The sequence below is a fragment of the Dulcicalothrix desertica PCC 7102 genome, from assembly GCF_003991905.1.
GTDB classification, from domain to species: domain Bacteria; phylum Cyanobacteriota; class Cyanobacteriia; order Cyanobacteriales; family Nostocaceae; genus Dulcicalothrix; species Dulcicalothrix desertica.
Genome location: NZ_RSCL01000015.1, coordinates 259,868 through 277,392 on the forward strand (window position 1 = coordinate 259,868; position 17,525 = coordinate 277,392).

A 17,525-nucleotide genomic window follows, 5' to 3' on the forward strand; every position below is an offset into this window, starting at 1 on the left:
CTTATTTTTTACTTTCTTGCTGCAATTCACGAATGCGTTGAGAACTTGAATATAACTTGGCAATTGCTCCTTTTGATAAAAGCATTTGCCCAGCGTTTTTTTGATAAGCTGCTGCTGCAACATCAAGTGCCGTATAGCCACCTGTGTCTTTTGCGTTAATTTCGGCACCACTGCTTATAAGTAGTTCTGCAATTTCAATTTGACCGTACTGTACAGCCTCGTGCAATATAGGGTACTCGTAAAGTGGTTTCATTTTCTGTATGATTTTAGTGTTAGGGTCGGCGCCGTATTCCAATAGCAATTTGACTAAGTTTAAATCATTAGATTTGATTGCTGTGAAAAGTATAGGCTCGCCTAATTCTCTAATATTTGGATTGGCACCATGCTTTAGTAATAGCTTGACACCTTCAGGAGAAACACAAAATAATAATGGATATTTGCTGTCTCCTTTTTCGTTAAATGGCGAATAAGTAAAGTGCCGAAAATAATAAGCGCGAGTATCAGGATTACCACCTTGATTAAGGTAATTTTGCAGCACAGTTATATTTTCACAAATTCCGCTTGGCGTAAATCCAAACGCACTTAATACTTTCCACTTAAATGCGTTACCTGCCCATAATGCGACAAGTGTTACTAACACTCCTCCAATTATCGTGTCAGATGGTTTGAATTTAGTTGGAGTTTGAAGATTTTTTGGCTGTTGACGTAAAGCGGTCAGCGCTGCTTGTGCTGATACAAATCGTTCATTTGCATCAGGTTCGAGCATTTTTTCTAACCAATTAGCAAAACTATCTGTAACTTGAACTCGCGAACGAAAATCGATAGCTAAACCATCTGTTGGTAGGTCTTTTGGCTCGCGGTGTGTTAACAAAAATAGTAGCGTTGCTGCCAACCCATATAAATCAGTTGCTGGTACTGCTTGACCGCGAAACTGTTCAGGCGCCATATATCCATATGTACCAACAACTGTACTACCTCGCATCAAAGTGCTGTAGTATGTATCCCGAACGGCGCCGAAATCAACCAAAGCTAAAGAACCATCTTCACCACGAATAATATTTTGCGGTTTAATATCACGGTGAATAACAGGAGGGTTAAATTTTTGTAAATAAATTAAAATTACTAGTATTTGCTGGGCAATTTGCCGCACAGTAGCTTCCGAAGCGTGCCATCCTTGTTCTACCCAAGAGAAAAGCGATTTTCCCTTTGCCAACTCTTGGACTATATAAAATTTGCGGTCTTTTTCTGTATCAACGTAAAAAGAATTATGATAACGTGGAATTCCTCTGTGCTGGAGTTGCGCTAGTACTTTTGCCTCACGTTCAAACAACTCTAACGTTTTCCAATCACTAGTGCAAGAAGGCAGAAGTACGAGGGCAGAGGGCAGAAGGAAAAAAACCTTATTTAATAAGCTTTTTAGCTTTTTCTAACTGGATAGTTATTTTAGCCATGCTGCACTAGTATGCTGAAGCGATAAGACTTTCAGCGCAACGGTTACAGCAGACTGGGTGGTATTTTCCGCAGCATAAGTAACACCGCTCGAACCTTCACCTAAGATACCTACAACACGGTACTGTTGCTGGGTATCACTAATAATATCGCCGACTTGATGCAATGGCGCCTGCATTTCGAGTCCCCATAAATCAACCCTAATTCTAGGGTTCCCAAATTTGAGGCTCAACACATCATTGTGGCACAGGCCGAAAAGCCTGTGCAGTGATTAATTATTTGATATAGAGACGGTTTATCTTAAGCCTTGCTCGCGTAATAAAATATCTGCCCAGGCGCCATCATTTTTAACTAGTTGTGGAACTGGGGGTTTATTATAATCAATGACTAAATCGTAACCTGATACATCATAAATATCATTTAACAGCGTATAAAGATTAATAACGGGTTCTGTATCGCCTAAGCGTAGAGGGAGTGGAAATAAAGGTATTGTATCCTGAACATTAAACGCATATAAATCAGCGTAGGGACGATTATCACCACGACATACTAAAATTCGATAATCACTGCTAATTTGATCTTCAGCTAATGGCATTGCTTTGCCACTACGTAATAAATCAATTTCTACTAAATTAGTACGAGTTGCCAAAATTTCTTCACGTTTTTCTTCGTACTGCTGTCTTCCTTTTCCCCGCTTATTACTAGGTGATAAAATTTCAATCGTAGTGACTAATATATCTGTTTCCACTTCACGGACTTCTAAGTATCCTTCACGTATAGATAGTGGCACAGGAATTTTGACACGTTGCGGTTGAGATACAGGTGTTACAACAGCAGTGTTTGTTTGCGTTGACTGAGTATTAGATTTTCGGTTGATAACTGATATGTCAGGGATACCAACTGTTAATGAATTTGTTTTATTTACTTCGTACATTCTTACCTCAACTGCAACACGATATTTAGGACGCAATAGAGGAGAGATAAATCTAGCAATTTCAATAATTAACCAATGATGAAACCCTGGAAATAATTCTGGGTGTTCTAAGTAAGGATTCATACCTGGGAATGGTGAAGGCATAATATTTTCTTAAAATATATAAATATTGCTTTATAGAAATATATCTATAGATTAGAATATAGTACAAGTGTAGCAGTTGAGAGACTGGCTACCTTTAATATTATTGTAGAGCCTACGTACTATACTTGACATTACTAGTTCACCAAAAGCAGGTGGAAATTTGCTGGACGAGCGTGTTTGGGAGCAAATGCCTCAAGCATGGGAAATTCATAAGCTTAAATGGCAAAAAAGTAACTTGAAGCAGGCAAAAAGTGAGTTAAAACAGAATTATTTAATATCTGTTTAAACTATATAAAAATTTAAATAAAATGTAAGAAAGCAAATCAAGAACTTACAAATAAAAATATTCAAAATTCTCTTGTGGAGCGGGCATCCCTGCCCGCCCTTATATCTAGAACTGCCCACCCTTATGTCTGGAACGGGCAAGGATGCCCATTCCACAATTGGATTCCATAATTGGATTCTACAATTGCAGTCTAGAATATAAAAGTCAAAATCTAGGGATGCATAAAAAGCAATGACACCTAAAGTAGCGCCATACGGGTCTTGGAAATCACCTATTACTACTGATTTGATTACGGGGGCAACTATTGGACTAGGGCAAATATCACTTGATGGTGAAGATATTTACTGGACTGAGTTACGACCGACTGAGAAGGGACGCAATGTGATTGTAAAACAGGCGCCCAATGGTACTATTCATGATGTTACTCCAGATGGTTTTAATGTACGTACTCGTGTTCATGAGTATGGTGGAGGCGCCTATTTTGTAGCAAACGGAACAGTATATTTTTCCAATTTTGCCGACCAGCGTTTATATTATCAAAGTGGTGAAAATGCTGTTGCTTTAACTCCTGATGTTGCCATGCGTTATGGTGATGGTATATTAGATGCCCAGAGAAACAGAATTATTTGCGTATGTGAAGACCATACCGCAGGTGAGCATGAGCCTATTAATAAGCTTGTCGCTATTAATTTGGAAAATAGTGATATACAAACTTTAGTATCTGGTAATGATTTTTATACATCGCCTCGTCTTAGTTCTAATGGTTCACAGTTGGCTTGGTTAACTTGGAATCATCCTAAAATGCCTTGGGATAGTGCTGAGTTATGGGTTGGAGATGTACAAAGTGATGGTTCGATAGGTGATGCGAAAAAAATTGCAGGTGGCGCCGAGGAGTCTGTATGTCAGCCAGAATGGTCGGCAGATGGAAGATTATACTTTATTTTAGATAGAACTGGTTGGTGGAATATTTATTGTACTGCGGGTGATAGTATTGAAAATTTAACACCAATACCCGCAGAATTTGGTAAGCCACAATGGATTTTAGGCACTTGTACATACGGTATTGAATCTAATAATCGAATTATTTGTAGTTATACTCAGCAGGGAACTTGGAAGTTAGCTAGTCTTGATATCACTTCACGTCAATTAGAAACTTTTGATTTGCCTTATACGGAAATTAGCTCGTTACAAGTGGCGCCTGGTAAGGTAGTATTTAACGGTGGCGCCCCAACTCAACCTACAGAACTCGTTGTATTAGATTTAGCTACTCTTCAACGCACAGTTTTACGGCGTGCAAGTGAAGTTACTGTTGATAGTGATTATCTTTCACAAGTTCAAGGAATTGAATTTCCTACGACAAACGGAAAAACTGCGTTTGCAATATTTTACCCACCACAAAACCAAGATTACACGGCGCCATTCGGTGAAAAACCACCATTATTAGTAAAAAGTCATGGAGGCCCAACCGCAGCAACTTCCACAAGTTTAAGTTTAAGCATTCAATATTGGACAAGTCGCGGAATTGCAGTTCTCGATGTAAATTATGGTGGAAGTACTGGATATGGTCGCGAATATCGTCAGCGTTTAGAAGGTACTTGGGGTATTGTTGATGTTGATGATTGTGCAAATGGTGCGAAATACTTAGTTGAACAAGGGTTAGTAGATGGAAACCGTTTGGCTATTGCTGGTGGAAGTGCTGGTGGATATACTACTTTATGCGCGTTAACTTTTCGTGATACTTTCAAAGCAGGCGCCAGTTATTATGGTGTAAGCGACCTAGAAGCATTAGCCAGAGATACACATAAATTCGAGTCACGCTATCTAGACGGTTTGATAGGCGCCTATCCAGAAAGGAAAGACTTATATATTGAGCGTTCTCCCGTCCACTTTACAGAAAAACTTGCTTGCCCTGTAATTTTCTTCCAAGGTTTAGAAGATAAAATTGTACCTCCTAACCAAGCCGAAATCATGGTAGAAGCATTACAGCAAAAAGGTTTACCCGTTGCATACGTCGCTTTCCCCGGAGAACAACACGGGTTTCGCAGTGCAGAAAACATCAAAAGCGCACTAGAAGGAGAAATCTATTTTTACTCCCGCGTCTTTAAATTTGAACTAGCAGACAATGTACAAACAGTCCAAATAGACAATTTGTAATAACATCTTGTGGAACAGGCATCCCTGCCTGTCCTATTTAAATCTTCTTCAAATATTGTTGTAATTTTGTTTTTTATTTCTTTATACAGGAAAATATAAAATAGAGTTATCAGCAAAGACTATGCGATTTTTCATACCGACTTTATTATTCCTTTCTACATTTCTACCCACACCTCTAAAAGCTCAAATAGTTCCTGACAACACCATTGGAACTATATTGAGACCGAATATGATTATCAATGGCGTACTCAGCGATAAAATTGAAGGTGGCGCCCAAAGCGGTAATAACTTATTTCACAGTTTTAGTGAATTTAATATTAATACAGGACGCGGTGTATATTTTACAAATCCGACAGATGTTACAAATATATTTACTCGTGTAACTGGCGCCAATCTTTCTAATATTAACGGAATATTGGGCGTTGAAGGTAATGCTAATTTATTTTTGATGAACCCAAATGGAATTATATTTGGTTATGGCTGGCGCCGTAATTACAACGACAACAACTGGAAAAGGTAATGGTGTATTTTATTTCTTTTTCATAAAATATAGAACCTAACAGTGAAAATTATAATCAATGCAAATTACGCTTGTTTCATCTTTTGCTTTATGTTTAATTTAAGCTGCAACCAGCTAGTGCCCAAGTAGTTATGTGTTACAGGTTCGGGTTCATCAAATGTGTACTTTTCTTTTTTTATGGGAAATATAGAAGCATGAATGAGAATTATAATAATGCAAATCACACCTGTTTCATTTCTCGCTATATGTTTGTTCATGCTGCAGCCTGCAACTGCCCAGGTTATTCCCGATGGTAGTATGAACACAACACTGGCGCCTAACATCAATATCAATGGGGTGTTGACCGATAGAGTTGATGGTGGTGCCCAAGTAGGCAGTAATCTATTTCATAGCTTTAGCAGTTTCAACATCAATCCTTCATCTGGGGTTTATTTTACAAACCCTACGGATGTTACAAACATATTTGCTCGTGTCACAGGTACAAGTTCATCAAATATTAATGGAACACTTGGAGTACTCGGTGGCGCCAATTTATTTTTAATGAATCCAAATGGTATTGTATTTAACAGCGGCGCCAACCTTGATTTGAACGGTTCGTTTCTGGCGACAACAGCAAGCAATATTAGTTTCGCTGATGGTAAAGTATTTGCTACTCAAAATACGAGTAGTAGCGTTTCTATTCTAACGCAAAGTGTTCCTATCGGCTTAGGATTTGGCAGTAATCCAGGAAAAATTTCAGTTAATGGTGCAGGACACCAATTAACTGCCCAAGACCCTAATTTTGCACCATATATAAATATGGGTAACACAACAGGGTTACATGCAAAACCAGGAAAAACATTAGCGCTGGTTGGTTCTCAAGTCAATTTAGATGGGGGTATATTAACGGCGCCGCAAGGTCAAATAAAATTAGGTAGTGTTAGTAGCAACTCAACAGTTGGTTTAAAGATAGATAATCGCTTTAGTTTTGGATATGAAAATGTATCTTCATTTGAGAATATTTCTTTGTCGCGTTCTTCGCTATTAGATGCAACTGGTAATGGTGGTGGTTCGATTCAATTAAACGGTCGTTCAGTCAGCTTAACTGATGGTTCGGTGGCTTCAGTGCAAAATATAGGTGTTCAAAAAGCAGGAGATATCAGAGTTAATGCTTCTGAAACTCTGGAATTAAAAGGTACGGCGCCGAATAATATAGTACGTAGCACAATAGGAAATAACACTGTGGCAGGGAGCATTGGAGATATTTATGTTAATACTAAACAGTTAATTATTGAGGATGGAGGTGCTATTGGTAGCAGAAGCTACAGTCAAAGTAATGGAGGTAATGTATATATTAATGCTACAGAATCTACAAAAGTAGCGGGAGTATCTCCGGTTAATCCAGCAGCATTTAGCAGTATTGCTTCTATCACTTTAGACCGTGGCAAATCTGGTGATATATTCGTTAATACGCCAAATTTATTTGTATTAGATGGTGGTGCGATTTCTGCAACAAGTTTTGGTCGTGGTAATGGTGGTAATGTAAATGTAAATGCTTCAAATATAGAAGTTAATGGCACTGCAAAAACTATATTTGGAGTTAGCACCATTTCTAGCTCAAATTTAGGTTTAGGTAATGCTGGCAATATTAATTTTAACACTAATAGTTTAACTATTGCAAATGGCGGAAATATAAATACTGCTAGTAGTAGTAATGGAAATGCCGGCAGCATTACTATTAATGCAAATCAAGATGTGCAAGTCTTGGATAATAGTATCTTAGCATCAAGTGTTGCACTTAACCGAAGTTTTCAAAGCGCATTTAATCTACCAGAATTTCCCAGTGGTAACAGTGGACATATTACTATTAATACTGGGATACTAACAATCGCAAATGCAGCGCGTGTTGGTGTGAATAATTCGGGTACAGGTTCAGCTGGAACAGTTACAATAAATGCAGGCGCCGTAAAGTTAGATAACCAAGGCGCCCTCTCAGCAGTAACGGCATCTGGCAATGGTGGAAATATAGCACTTATAAGTCAAAATTTGCTTCTTCGTCGTGATAGTAGTATTTCTACTGATGCCCGTGGTCCCGGTAATGGTGGCAATATTAATTTAAATATAGGCACAATTGCTCTTACCGAAAGTCTAATCAGCGCTAATGCAGTACAACAAAAAGGTGGTAATATTACTATCAACACTCAAGGATTATTTAATTTTAACAGTAGCATCACTGCAACTGGTGCCAGCAACGGAGAAATTAAAATCATAACTCCAGATATTAAACAAGACAATTCACTTCAACAACAAGCAAGTAATTTTATTAATGCAGAACAAGCAGTTGCTTCTAGCTGTTTAGTTAACCGCAATGCAGCGCAAAGCCGTTTTGTAGTAACAGGTAATGGTGGTTTACCTCAAACACCTGATAATCAAGAAGTACAATATACGCTTACAAAACCACAAGCAATTAACACTATCAATACAGTACTTACTAAAAATACAAATTTTACCATTCGCACTTCAAGCTGGAAATTAGGAGACAAAATTAACGAAGCAACGCAACTCGTAAAAACTAGCGACGGCAGAATTTTATTAAACAATACATCTAATTATGATGTAAATACGGTGCAACTTTCACAATGCTCTTAGAGGTTGTTTGAAAAGTTATATTTGATACGCAATTCTTGGATTAATCCCCCCTGACCCCCCTTAATAAGGGGGGAAAAGAGGCATTTAAGTCCCCCTTATCAAGGGGGGTTGGGGAATTTTTTAGGACTAAAGTTTAATTTTATACTTTTCCAACATCCTCTTGAAGAATGCTTGAAAAGTATTAAATAAAACTTTAGATGGCAAAAAGTATATATAGCTGTTCTGAGAGTTTTTGTATAAAATACATTTACGTAGAAAGCGTATTAATTCGGTCTTTACAGCGTGCGGATTTACCTGCGGTACACTACGTGAATACAAATAATGTGCGGACTGCTACAAATACAGCGCCAGTAACACAAATTCCATCAATCTAAGACTCAAGTAGTACATAAAAATCACTTATTTGCTGTGGCACAGGCGCCTGCTGATATGTAATTTGTACTATAATATTTCAGATTGTGTAAAGCAATCAAGTTTGAGAGTAACGTAAAGTTCTACTTTTTAGGTTCTATTTTACTGAGCAAATTTTTGTGCATCAAGTTACAAATGCAGCCTGTGCGGTAGTAGATATTAATCTTTTTTCTAATAAACTATAGATAATGCCGCGTTCGGTCTAGTTAAAAAGCGTTTATGCACGAATTTGATGACTCCACTCAAACAAAAGATTTCGGCGCCCCCTCACAGTCTTTAGCAGAAGAGGGAATGGTACTACAGTTAGCGGATGGCAAGATTCAGGCTTGTAACGCTGCTGCTGAGAAACTTTTAGGATTAACAACCGAGCAAATCGTAGGCTGGACTTGGACGCATTCCCCCTGGCAAGCAATTTATGAAGATGGAACTAATTTTACTGGTGAAACCCATCCTGCAATGATAGCGCTACAAACTGGACAACCACAGTTTAATGTCGTGATGGGGCTTTATCACCCAGATGAAGAATTAATTTGGCTTACTATTGATGCTCAACCGTTGTTTCAAAATTCTGGTTCGGCGCCCTATGGAATAATATTAAAATTTCGGCAAATCTCACCGTCACAATTCCAGAAAAACCAATTTCAAGAGGAGCGCGAACAGGCACTTGAATTGCTGCGCGAAAATATCTCTAGATTAGAGTTAGTGCAACAAGCTACGTATTCTGGTATTTGGGACTGGAACTTTGCTACAAATATTGCTCACGTTTCTCAGCAATACTGCGCTATTTTTGGTATTGCGCCTGACACCCGCACGGTTTCATATGAGCAATGGCTGGAACATATTTATCCAGAAGACCGTGTTTGGGTGAGTGAATACTTAGCAGAAGCGGTTGAGCAGGGTAAGAATTATGCAGTTCAATATCGTATTCTTCATCCCAATGGTGTACGGTGGGTTGATTCACGCGGGCTGGTTTACTACAATGCAGCGAATCAAGCCGTGCGAATGCTGGGCAATGTACAAGACATTACCGACCACAAACAGGCGGAACTTTCTTTACAAGAAGCTCATATCCAACTCGAAGCGGCATTAGCTGCAGGTTCAATTTATACTTGGCGCTGCGATATCCCTAACAATTTGGTGTTTACTGATGCCTACTTTGCAAACCTGTTTGGGCTTGACGCAGAAACATCTGTCGCGGGCTTGCCGATTACGCAGTTTCTTAAAGGCATTCATGTGGACGACCGTTCTCACGTTACTACCCTTATCGAACGTGCAATTTTAACTGGAGAAGATTATACGGCTGAGTACCGTGTCTACAATGCTCAAGGGCAGGAGCGATGGGTAATTGCGCGAGGACGGGCTGAGTATGACTCCCAAGGAAATGCAATCTCGTTTCCAGGCGCCCTTACCGATATTACCGACCGTAAACAAGCTGAAACTGCCCTGCAACAAAGTGAAGAACTGTTACGCATGGCTCAGGAACGATTACAAGCTGCCTTATTTGCGGCTGAAACAGGGACGTTTCGCTGGGATATTAGTACTAATGCTCTGGATTGGGATAACAACCTTGACCGCTTATTCGGTTTACCACTGGGAAAAACGGCGCGGAGTTTAGATGCTTTTATCCAGATGGTGCATCCTGATGACCGTCAAGGTGTAATAGATCGGTGTCAACGGTGCGCTACGGAAGGCGCCGACTTTGATATGGATTTCCGTGTGGTGTATCCTGATGGCAGCATTCGTTGGCTCTCGGATAAAGGCAAAACATTTTTCGACGAGGACGGCAAACCTGCGTATATAACAGGTGCTTGTGTTGATATAACAGACCGTAAAAGCACAGAAGAAGCCCTACGGCAGAGTGAAGAATTTAAAGACCGTATGTTAGAGAGCAGTCCTGACTGTATTAAGGTATTAGACCTTAATGGGCGCCTGCTTTACATGAATAGCGGTGGCATGTGCGTGATGGAGATTGACGACTTCACGCCTTATTGCAACACCGAATGGGTTCGTTTTTGGGAAGGTGACACTCAGCAACAAGCTTACCATGCACTTGCGACTGCCAATAGAGGCGAAGTTAGCATTTTTCAAGGGTATTGCCCCACCGCAAAAGGTACCCCAAAATGGTGGGAAGTAATTGTTAGTCCAATTTTGAATACCAGAGGGCAGGTGCTACAACTACTGGCAATTTCGCGAGACATTACTGAACGTAAACAAGCTGTTGAAGCCTTGCGCCAATCTGAAGAACGTTATCGCATACTGTTTGAATCGATGGAGGACGGCTTTTGTGTAATTAAGGTGCTGTTTAATGAGAATAACACACCTATTGATTATCGCTTTCTAGAAATGAACCCAGCGTTTGAGGTACAAACTGGGTTGAAACAGGCAGAAGGTAAAACAGCACGACAACTACTTCCTAATCTCGAAAATCATTGGTTTGAAATTTATGGGAAAGTGGCTCTTAGTGGTGAACCCGTTCGTTTTGAGCATGGCTCTCTTGCAATGAATCGTTACTTTGACATTTATGCTTTTCGCGTTGGGCAACCCGAAAACCGCAAAGTTGCCATTATGTTTAAAGAAATAAGTGAGCGTAAAGCAATTGAGCAACAGCGAGAAAAGCTACTACAGCAAGAGCAAGTGGCACGAGAAGCGGCAGAACGTGCCAACCAAATTAAAGATGAGTTTCTTGCTGTTCTCTCTCACGAGTTGCGTACTCCCCTCAACCCTATTTTAGGCTGGGCGAAGTTACTCCAATCAAGGAAACTTAATCCAACAAAAATTACCGAAGCGCTTGGTATTATCGAGCGCAATGCCAAACTCCAATCGCAGCTTATAGAAGACTTGCTAGATGTATCTCGTATTTTGCGCGGTAAAATGACGTTAACCACGGCGCCAGTAAATATCGCTAATACGATTTATGCTGCGCTCGAAACTGTTCGCCTTGCTGCCGAAGCGAAAAATATTCAGATGGATTTCTTCACTGAAGAAGTTCGTCCCATTATTGGTGATGTAGGTCGGTTACAGCAGGTAATGTGGAACCTCTTAACCAACGCAATCAAATTTACATCAAAAAATGGTCGGGTCGAGGTATACTTAACGCAAGCTGAATCCCATGTCCAAATTCAAGTACGCGATACAGGAAAAGGGATTAGTCCAGAATTTCTACCCTATGTGTTTGAACATTTCCGCCAAGAAGATGGCGCCATTACTCGTCAATTTGGTGGCTTAGGATTAGGATTGGCAATTGTACGGCAAATCGTCGAAATGCACGGGGGAACCGTTAAGGCAGATAGTCAAGGAGAAGGATTTGGCGCCACTTTTACAATAACTTTACCCCTACCCCAACAAACATTGAAAGTCCCATTTCAAGATTCTCGCTCCATTTCAATGGCTTTATCTGCTCCCCTCGCTGGTATCCGTGCATTAGTAGTGGACGATGACCCCGACTCACGGGACTTTGTTGCTTTTGTGTTGGAACAAGAAGGTGCGGAAGTAGTACAAGCGTCATCAGCAATTGAAGGGCTAAAAATTATCGCCCAGTCTCAGTTTAATATTTTGGTTAGTGATATTGGAATGCCTGAAGTTGATGGCTATAGCTTTATGCGGCACATTAGAAAAAGCTCACAAGAAGCAAGCGGACAAATTCCAGCAATTGCCCTTACTGCTTATGCTGGTGAACTAGATCAACGGCAAGCTATGTCAGTTGGGTTCCAGAGGCATTTATCTAAACCCGTTGACCCTGAACAACTTGTTGAAGCAGTTCTTACCTTAGTACATTGCTAAGGTGGGCACTGCCCACCCTACGTCAACTTGCTGTTGGGGTTGGTGTTTCGTTTATTTCTATTGATTTTTGTCCTAATTTTGGTTCAGTACCCGCTAAAATACGTTGTATATTACTGCGATGGCGGATAATTACGTATATTCCACCAGCTACACCAAATAGTACATAAGCTAGTGGTTGATGAAATAGAACCATTAATATAGATACTGCAACGGCGCCGAAGCAGGAACTGAGCGAAACAATACGCGATATTGCCACAACAATAGCGAAAACACCAAACGTTGCCAAACCAACTTGCCAATTCATCGCTAGCAATATACCTAAACTTGTGGCAACAGATTTACCTCCAGTAAAACCCAGAAATATAGATTTACTGTGACCAAGCACAGCGCACATCCCTGCAAGTGTTACCATCCAAGGTTCCCATCCAAAGTTTATAGTTTGAGGAATTAAATTCTGACTAGTCGCAAATTCAAAAAACCAATGCACTAATAATATTGATAAAACTCCCTTCAAACAATCCACCAACAAAACAAAAGCCCCAGGACCCTTACCCAAAGCTCTTAGCACATTAGTGGCGCCAGTCGAACCAGAACCAACCTCTCGAATATCAATACCCTTTAAAATTTTTACTGCTGTATAACCTGTAGGTATTGAACCCAATAAATAAGTAACAAACAGAACAGTTCCACACAAACTTAACCAAATAGCCATAATCAAAAGTTAAAAAGTGCTGAGTACTGAGTGCTGAGTACTGAGTGCTGAATCTGCCGCGTTTCCACTCAGCACTCAGCACTTTCTACTCATCACTATTTAAAAGTCATCGTCGGAGTTATTTCGCATCATGCGGGGGTCAGGAGCAAACGCCAACCATAAAGGGAATTGTAGCAATCCAAGGCTAATTTGCTCTTCCGAATCATCAATGATTATAAAGGGCATTTGATTCGCCTTTACGAGTCTATCTGCTCTTTGAGCCACAACATCGGCTGTCTCAAATATTACTACCCCTCCATCGCGTCCAAAATCTGGGCGCCCAATACCTAAACAATCTTGTAAACCGCGTCGCCACTCTCCTAACCTTTCTGGGGTGCTTGTTAATACTATTGTGCGAACTCGCTCGCCATAAAGCTGGTGCAATATAGATATTGCTGCGGATGAGATTAGTATGTTTTGTAACCTACTGCCCATTGTCCGAATGGCGCCGCGTCCACCTTGAGTAAAAAACCAGTTTGAGACGCGCTCGGCATGAATAGGTTCAAATGTACGGCGAAGTTGCCAAGGTGGACCGTAGTAGTCGGGTTTTGTACGGTATTGGTCAATTAGGCGCCGAATTTGCTTGCCAGTGTCTTGAAACTGTTGCGGAGCAAATTGGATATTTCCTGAATTTTCGGAATTTGCTAAAGGTTCGCGATATTTTGGCTGACGTACTGGTTCTTCTTCTATTTCGACTTTTTCTTTTCTAGCTTTGTTTACGAGCGGAAGTTGTTCGGCTGCTGCCGCTAAGTCTTGCAAGCTGCCTGTAAGATAATCTTTAAACCCTTGAACTCGAATTGCTAAATCTTGCGAGGCGCCTGCAAAAGTGGTTCGCATTTCGTTACGAATACGCTCTTGACGACGCTCGAGTTGTTCAATTGAAAGTTGCAACGCACTTTTTTTGGTTTCAAGTTGCGCTAAAACTTCTTGCACAATTTTTCCCATCGCCATTTGGGTATCGCTTACTTGTGCTTGTAAGTCCGCTATTTGTCGCTTTAAACCAGCTTCGGTTTGCTTTAGTTCATTTATTCTTTGAGTAATTTCTGCCTGCTCATCTGGTTTTGGTGGAGCGTCTAATTGTGCCAAAATTTCAGCAACAGCTTTTTCTTCGCTTTGCGGTTTTAATTCTTCGGGCTGCAAATCTTGTTGTTCCATAGAGCTACGAGTCCCGGTTTGCCCAAGATATTCAACTTTTGCTTCTGGGTTTTGAGATTCTTCTCCGGTCATATATAGTAACGGTTAATGGTTAATGAATAATCGCATATATTATCAAATACTGGGAAGGATAAAATTTGCGTTATGCAGGCGTTAAATCTTTGGGCAACGTTGCTCTAGACAAGCTTTTAGGGTATTAGGGTCAAAGATAATAGGTAGAAAGTGAATGCTTTTAACTTCTTTAAAATAAAACAATATTGGGACTGGATACCAGAATATCCGCCAGTTGAGCCATTCAAGGTATGGAAAGCGTCGAAGTAGCTTTTCGCCACGATAAAGATCTAAATCTGTAGCTGTGAACTGTAAGCGTATTGTTACTGCTTGCACCATTAGAAACAAGCCTAGTATTGCACAAACGCCTCCAATAATTGGTTGTACAAATAAAAGTGGGACTGCTGCAATTACCAAAACTAGAGGAATATTGTAACTCGCTTTTAGTTCAACAGTTGACAGTCTATCTGTTGTTGTCGAAGTCATAAGCTTTTAAATCCTGTATTTATTAATAGGTATTTTATATTTTACAGGCAAATGATTTCTGAAACCCTCGTAGAGACGCGATGTTTTACGCGTCTCTACAATATGACCATGTTCTATGCTCCTTGCTGGAAAGCGCTGCCTTGTCCTTGGAACATTACCGCTGATAAGAAAAAGTTGAAGACAAAAATTAACAACAGTGCAGTTACAACCGCTGTTGTCGTCGATTGTCCCACACCTTTGGCGCCTCCTGTTGTCGTTAGTCCCCAATTACAGCCAATTATGGCAATCAAAGCACCAAAAAAACCAGCTTTAACTAAAGAACTAACAATGTCCCATATCGAAAGAAAGCTACGGGCAGAGTCTAAAAATACTGTGTCAGCTAAGTTGTACACGTTAGTCGCGATTATTAAACCCCCTAGCATCCCTGTCACTAACGATAGTAACGTCAGAATGGGAACCATTACCAAACAAGCAATGGTACGAGGAATTACAAGATAATCAATTGGGTCAGTTTTTAAAATCAATAGCGCATCAATTTGTTCTGTGACACGCATAGTCCCAATTTCCGCAGCAAATGCCGAACCAACTCGTCCAGCTACAATAACTGCGGTTAATACAGGTGTTAACTCTCGCGTCAGAGCTATAGACAGTACTCCACCAACTATATTACCGGCGCCAAAGTTAATAAATTCCCGTGCGACTTGAATTGTAAATACTGCACCTACAAACACAGCAGTCACTAGCGCAATAAACAGCGAGTCGGGTCCTACTGCTGCCATTTGTTCAAGCGTGTTACGTCGGTGAATTTTTCCCCTCAACAAATGAACTATCACCTGTCCAGCAAGGAAAACTGCCGATAGTAACCGTTGACCCCACGCTCCTAAACTTGATTTAGATATACTTTCGCTCAATGTTTAAATGTACGCGCGTATGCTTAACTTACTGCCGTCATCTTAGCGAATTTAAGCATATTTTTTTCGTAGCCTTCATTTTACGGGCAATTACAAGCTTTTTATTAACTTAGGTTAAAGCTATTCTCATAAAGATAAATTTCTTAATATTGCCTTGTGATATTAAGCAAGAGGGTACAGACCCTCATCATCCTTTGTACATCTAGCCTCTGCTTGGTTTATACCAGGCTCAGAAAACGCCATATTCTGAAAAAAAGTATGTAGGTATTTTAATGAAAACTTAAGATTTTTAAATTATCGCCTAATTCCGGGCAATCCAAATTATTGTAGTAAATGACAGGCGCTTGTACTTGACTGCTTTGTATTTAATCCACGGAGCCTATAGTCGTGACTATTTTAATTAACTTTCTCCGCTCGCTACTGCTGACTGTTGTTTTTGGTTTTACGGCGCCTATGCTATTCGTTGGCGCCTTACTTGCGAGTTTTATGCTGATTGGGTATGTACCCGGTCTGCAAACCATAGCTAGCGCATTCGCAAATCTGATTTTGCAGTTTCTGGCGACCTTTGGTAGTGGCGCCCCCATACGCGGACTAATTACCATAGCTTTAACTTGCAGCTTTGTTGCAGCATTATTTGATACTTATGTTCATTATCGCTACCAAATATTAAGACTTGATTCTTAATCAGTACTCGATACTTAAATTTAGTAAGTAACAAATAATACTAAAAAATATTTGATAGCATTTTTGAAGTGGCGCGCGATGAATGGCGCTCAGACAGGGCTTTTCGATTTAATTTTAATATAAAAATATGAGGTCATGTAGCGAGTAGCATTATGACCTCACACTGGTATTACACGCAAAAAATGAAAAGTCAATTAAGATTGTATTGTTAGTAGTTAATCACTATGGCTAGTAACGTTATTTATAATTAAGGTGTTTTGACTGCTCATGGTTTGGCCTTTTAAGCCTAGATTTAGCAAACAAATTGCTCGAATAGAAATTAATGGTGCTATTGCTGGCGCCACACGTAAACAGGTGTTGGAAGCTCTTAAAACTGTTGAAGAGAGAAAATTTCCAGCACTCTTACTTCGCATTGATAGTCCTGGTGGAACTGTTGGAGACTCACAAGAAATTTACAGCGCATTAAAACGACTAGGCGAAAAAATCAAAATTGTTGCAAGTTTTGGTAATATTTCTGCTTCCGGCGGTGTATATATTGGCATGGGAGCGCAGCATATCATGGCAAACCCTGGCACTATCACTGGCAGCATTGGTGTAATACTGCGTGGTAATAACTTAGAAAGGCTGCTTGAAAAAGTAGGAGTTTCTTTCAAAGTTATCAAATCGGGTCCCTACAAGGATATTTTGTCGTTTGACCGTGAACTAACTCAACCTGAAGAACACATTCTGCAAGAACTTATAGATATTAGCTACAGCCAGTTCGTTCAAACTGTCGCTTCATCACGAAATCTTTCTCTTGAAACTGTGAGAAGCTTTGCTGATGGTCGTATCTTTACAGGGCAGCAAGCTGTTGATTTGGGTGTAGTAGACCGTTTGGGTACCGAAGAAGACGCACGTCGTTGGACTTGCGAACTCGTTGGACTCGACCAAGAAAAAACCCCATGCTTCACTTTAGAAGAACGTAAGCCTTTATTAAACCGGATTTTATCCCGCGAGCAAGCTCAAAGTAGTTTGTTCTCTAACAGTTTACTCTCAAACAGGTTGCTGTCAACAGGCGCCGAATGGTTAGAATTTGAAATCTCTACGAGTGGCTTGCCTCTATGGCTATATCGTCCGTAATTACTACTTGTTTTTCCAATAAACAGAAAGATTGTGCAATTATTGTGCGATTACAGATTTGT

The 17,525-nt window shown here is 40.2% G+C and carries 14 protein-coding genes; 7 read left to right on the forward strand and 7 right to left on the reverse strand.

The window, feature by feature from the left end; all coding sequences use genetic code 11:
• Position 1 precedes the first annotated feature (1 nt).
• The 3 genes from DSM106972_RS53975 to DSM106972_RS29660 form a co-directional block, all read right to left on the reverse strand.
• Positions 2–1,330, reverse strand: a complete 1,329-nt coding sequence (locus DSM106972_RS53975) for a protein kinase domain-containing protein (protein ID WP_127084056.1) — start codon at positions 1,328–1,330, stop codon at positions 2–4.
• Positions 1,331–1,438: 108 nt separating this feature from the next.
• Positions 1,439–1,684, reverse strand: coding sequence for a hypothetical protein (locus DSM106972_RS29655; RefSeq protein WP_127084057.1), 246 nt, complete (start codon positions 1,682–1,684; stop codon positions 1,439–1,441).
• A 60-nt stretch (positions 1,685–1,744) separates the two neighbouring features.
• Complete coding sequence (locus tag DSM106972_RS29660; RefSeq protein WP_127084058.1) at positions 1,745–2,527, reverse strand: DUF4058 family protein; 783 nt, start codon at positions 2,525–2,527, stop codon at positions 1,745–1,747.
• Between the two features lie 160 nt (positions 2,528–2,687).
• Between DSM106972_RS29660 and DSM106972_RS55025 the strand changes: the two genes are divergently transcribed.
• The 5 genes from DSM106972_RS55025 (at position 2,688) to DSM106972_RS29680 (ending at position 12,306) form a co-directional block, all read left to right on the forward strand.
• A complete protein-coding gene (locus DSM106972_RS55025; protein WP_267901169.1) occupies positions 2,688–2,813 on the forward strand; it encodes a hypothetical protein in 126 nt (41 codons plus the stop codon).
• 231 nt (positions 2,814–3,044) lie between these two features.
• Entirely contained in the window at positions 3,045–4,967 is a 1,923-nt protein-coding gene (locus DSM106972_RS29665) for a S9 family peptidase (RefSeq protein ID WP_127084059.1), read from the forward strand.
• A 121-nt stretch (positions 4,968–5,088) separates the two neighbouring features.
• Positions 5,089–5,487: a filamentous hemagglutinin N-terminal domain-containing protein gene (locus DSM106972_RS29670; RefSeq protein ID WP_127084060.1), complete on the forward strand. Its 399-nt coding sequence runs from the start codon at positions 5,089–5,091 to the stop codon at positions 5,485–5,487.
• 255 nt (positions 5,488–5,742) lie between these two features.
• Positions 5,743–8,115, forward strand: a complete 2,373-nt coding sequence (locus tag DSM106972_RS29675) for a two-partner secretion domain-containing protein (protein WP_158632895.1) — start codon at positions 5,743–5,745, stop codon at positions 8,113–8,115.
• A gap of 630 nt (positions 8,116–8,745) precedes the next feature.
• Positions 8,746–12,306, forward strand: a complete 3,561-nt coding sequence (locus tag DSM106972_RS29680; protein WP_127084062.1) for a PAS domain-containing hybrid sensor histidine kinase/response regulator — start codon at positions 8,746–8,748, stop codon at positions 12,304–12,306.
• A gap of 22 nt (positions 12,307–12,328) precedes the next feature.
• Here DSM106972_RS29680 and plsY read toward each other — a convergent pair whose 3' ends face one another.
• The 4 genes from plsY to DSM106972_RS29700 all read right to left on the reverse strand — a co-directional run bounded on the left by plsY (position 12,329) and on the right by DSM106972_RS29700 (position 15,660).
• Positions 12,329–13,018 carry a glycerol-3-phosphate 1-O-acyltransferase PlsY gene (gene plsY / locus DSM106972_RS29685; RefSeq protein WP_127084063.1) on the reverse strand — a complete coding sequence of 230 codons (690 nt, stop codon included), beginning with the start codon at positions 13,016–13,018 and terminating at the stop codon, positions 12,329–12,331.
• Positions 13,019–13,117: 99 nt separating this feature from the next.
• On the reverse strand, positions 13,118–14,284 hold the full coding sequence (locus DSM106972_RS29690; protein WP_127084064.1) for a DUF3086 domain-containing protein: 1,167 nt from the start codon (positions 14,282–14,284) through the stop codon (positions 13,118–13,120).
• An 81-nt stretch (positions 14,285–14,365) separates the two neighbouring features.
• Positions 14,366–14,749 (reverse strand): DUF3119 family protein, encoded by a 384-nt coding sequence (locus DSM106972_RS29695; RefSeq protein ID WP_127084065.1) that lies wholly within the window; start codon positions 14,747–14,749, stop codon positions 14,366–14,368.
• Between the two features lie 113 nt (positions 14,750–14,862).
• Positions 14,863–15,660 carry an MlaE family lipid ABC transporter permease subunit gene (locus tag DSM106972_RS29700; RefSeq protein WP_127084066.1) on the reverse strand — a complete coding sequence of 266 codons (798 nt, stop codon included), beginning with the start codon at positions 15,658–15,660 and terminating at the stop codon, positions 14,863–14,865.
• Between the two features lie 387 nt (positions 15,661–16,047).
• On the opposite strand from DSM106972_RS29700, the gene DSM106972_RS29705 reads away from it, so the two are divergent.
• The gene (locus DSM106972_RS29705) at positions 16,048–16,344 is read left to right on the forward strand and encodes a hypothetical protein (RefSeq protein WP_073616602.1); all 297 of its coding nucleotides are present in this window, start codon (positions 16,048–16,050) and stop codon (positions 16,342–16,344) included.
• A gap of 267 nt (positions 16,345–16,611) precedes the next feature.
• Entirely contained in the window at positions 16,612–17,463 is an 852-nt protein-coding gene (gene sppA, locus DSM106972_RS29710; RefSeq protein WP_127084067.1) for a signal peptide peptidase SppA, read from the forward strand.
• The last annotated feature ends 62 nt before the right edge of the window (positions 17,464–17,525 follow it).

Bases quoted from the DNA above. Each gene is read 5' to 3' on its own strand.
- DSM106972_RS29690 (WP_127084064.1), bottom strand. From the start codon at position 14,284: ATGACCGGAGAAGAATCTCAAAACCCAGAAGCAAAAGTTGAATATCTT.
- DSM106972_RS29680 (WP_127084062.1), top strand. From the start codon at position 8,746: ATGCACGAATTTGATGACTCCACTCAAACAAAAGATTTCGGCGCCCCC.
- DSM106972_RS29665 (WP_127084059.1), top strand. From the start codon at position 3,045: ATGACACCTAAAGTAGCGCCATACGGGTCTTGGAAATCACCTATTACT.
- DSM106972_RS29695 (WP_127084065.1), bottom strand. From the start codon at position 14,749: ATGACTTCGACAACAACAGATAGACTGTCAACTGTTGAACTAAAAGCG.
- DSM106972_RS29670 (WP_127084060.1), top strand. From the start codon at position 5,089: ATGCGATTTTTCATACCGACTTTATTATTCCTTTCTACATTTCTACCC.
- DSM106972_RS29660 (WP_127084058.1), bottom strand. From the start codon at position 2,527: ATGCCTTCACCATTCCCAGGTATGAATCCTTACTTAGAACACCCAGAA.
- plsY (WP_127084063.1), bottom strand. From the start codon at position 13,018: ATGGCTATTTGGTTAAGTTTGTGTGGAACTGTTCTGTTTGTTACTTAT.
- DSM106972_RS29675 (WP_158632895.1), top strand. From the start codon at position 5,743: ATGCTGCAGCCTGCAACTGCCCAGGTTATTCCCGATGGTAGTATGAAC.
- sppA (WP_127084067.1), top strand. From the start codon at position 16,612: ATGGTTTGGCCTTTTAAGCCTAGATTTAGCAAACAAATTGCTCGAATA.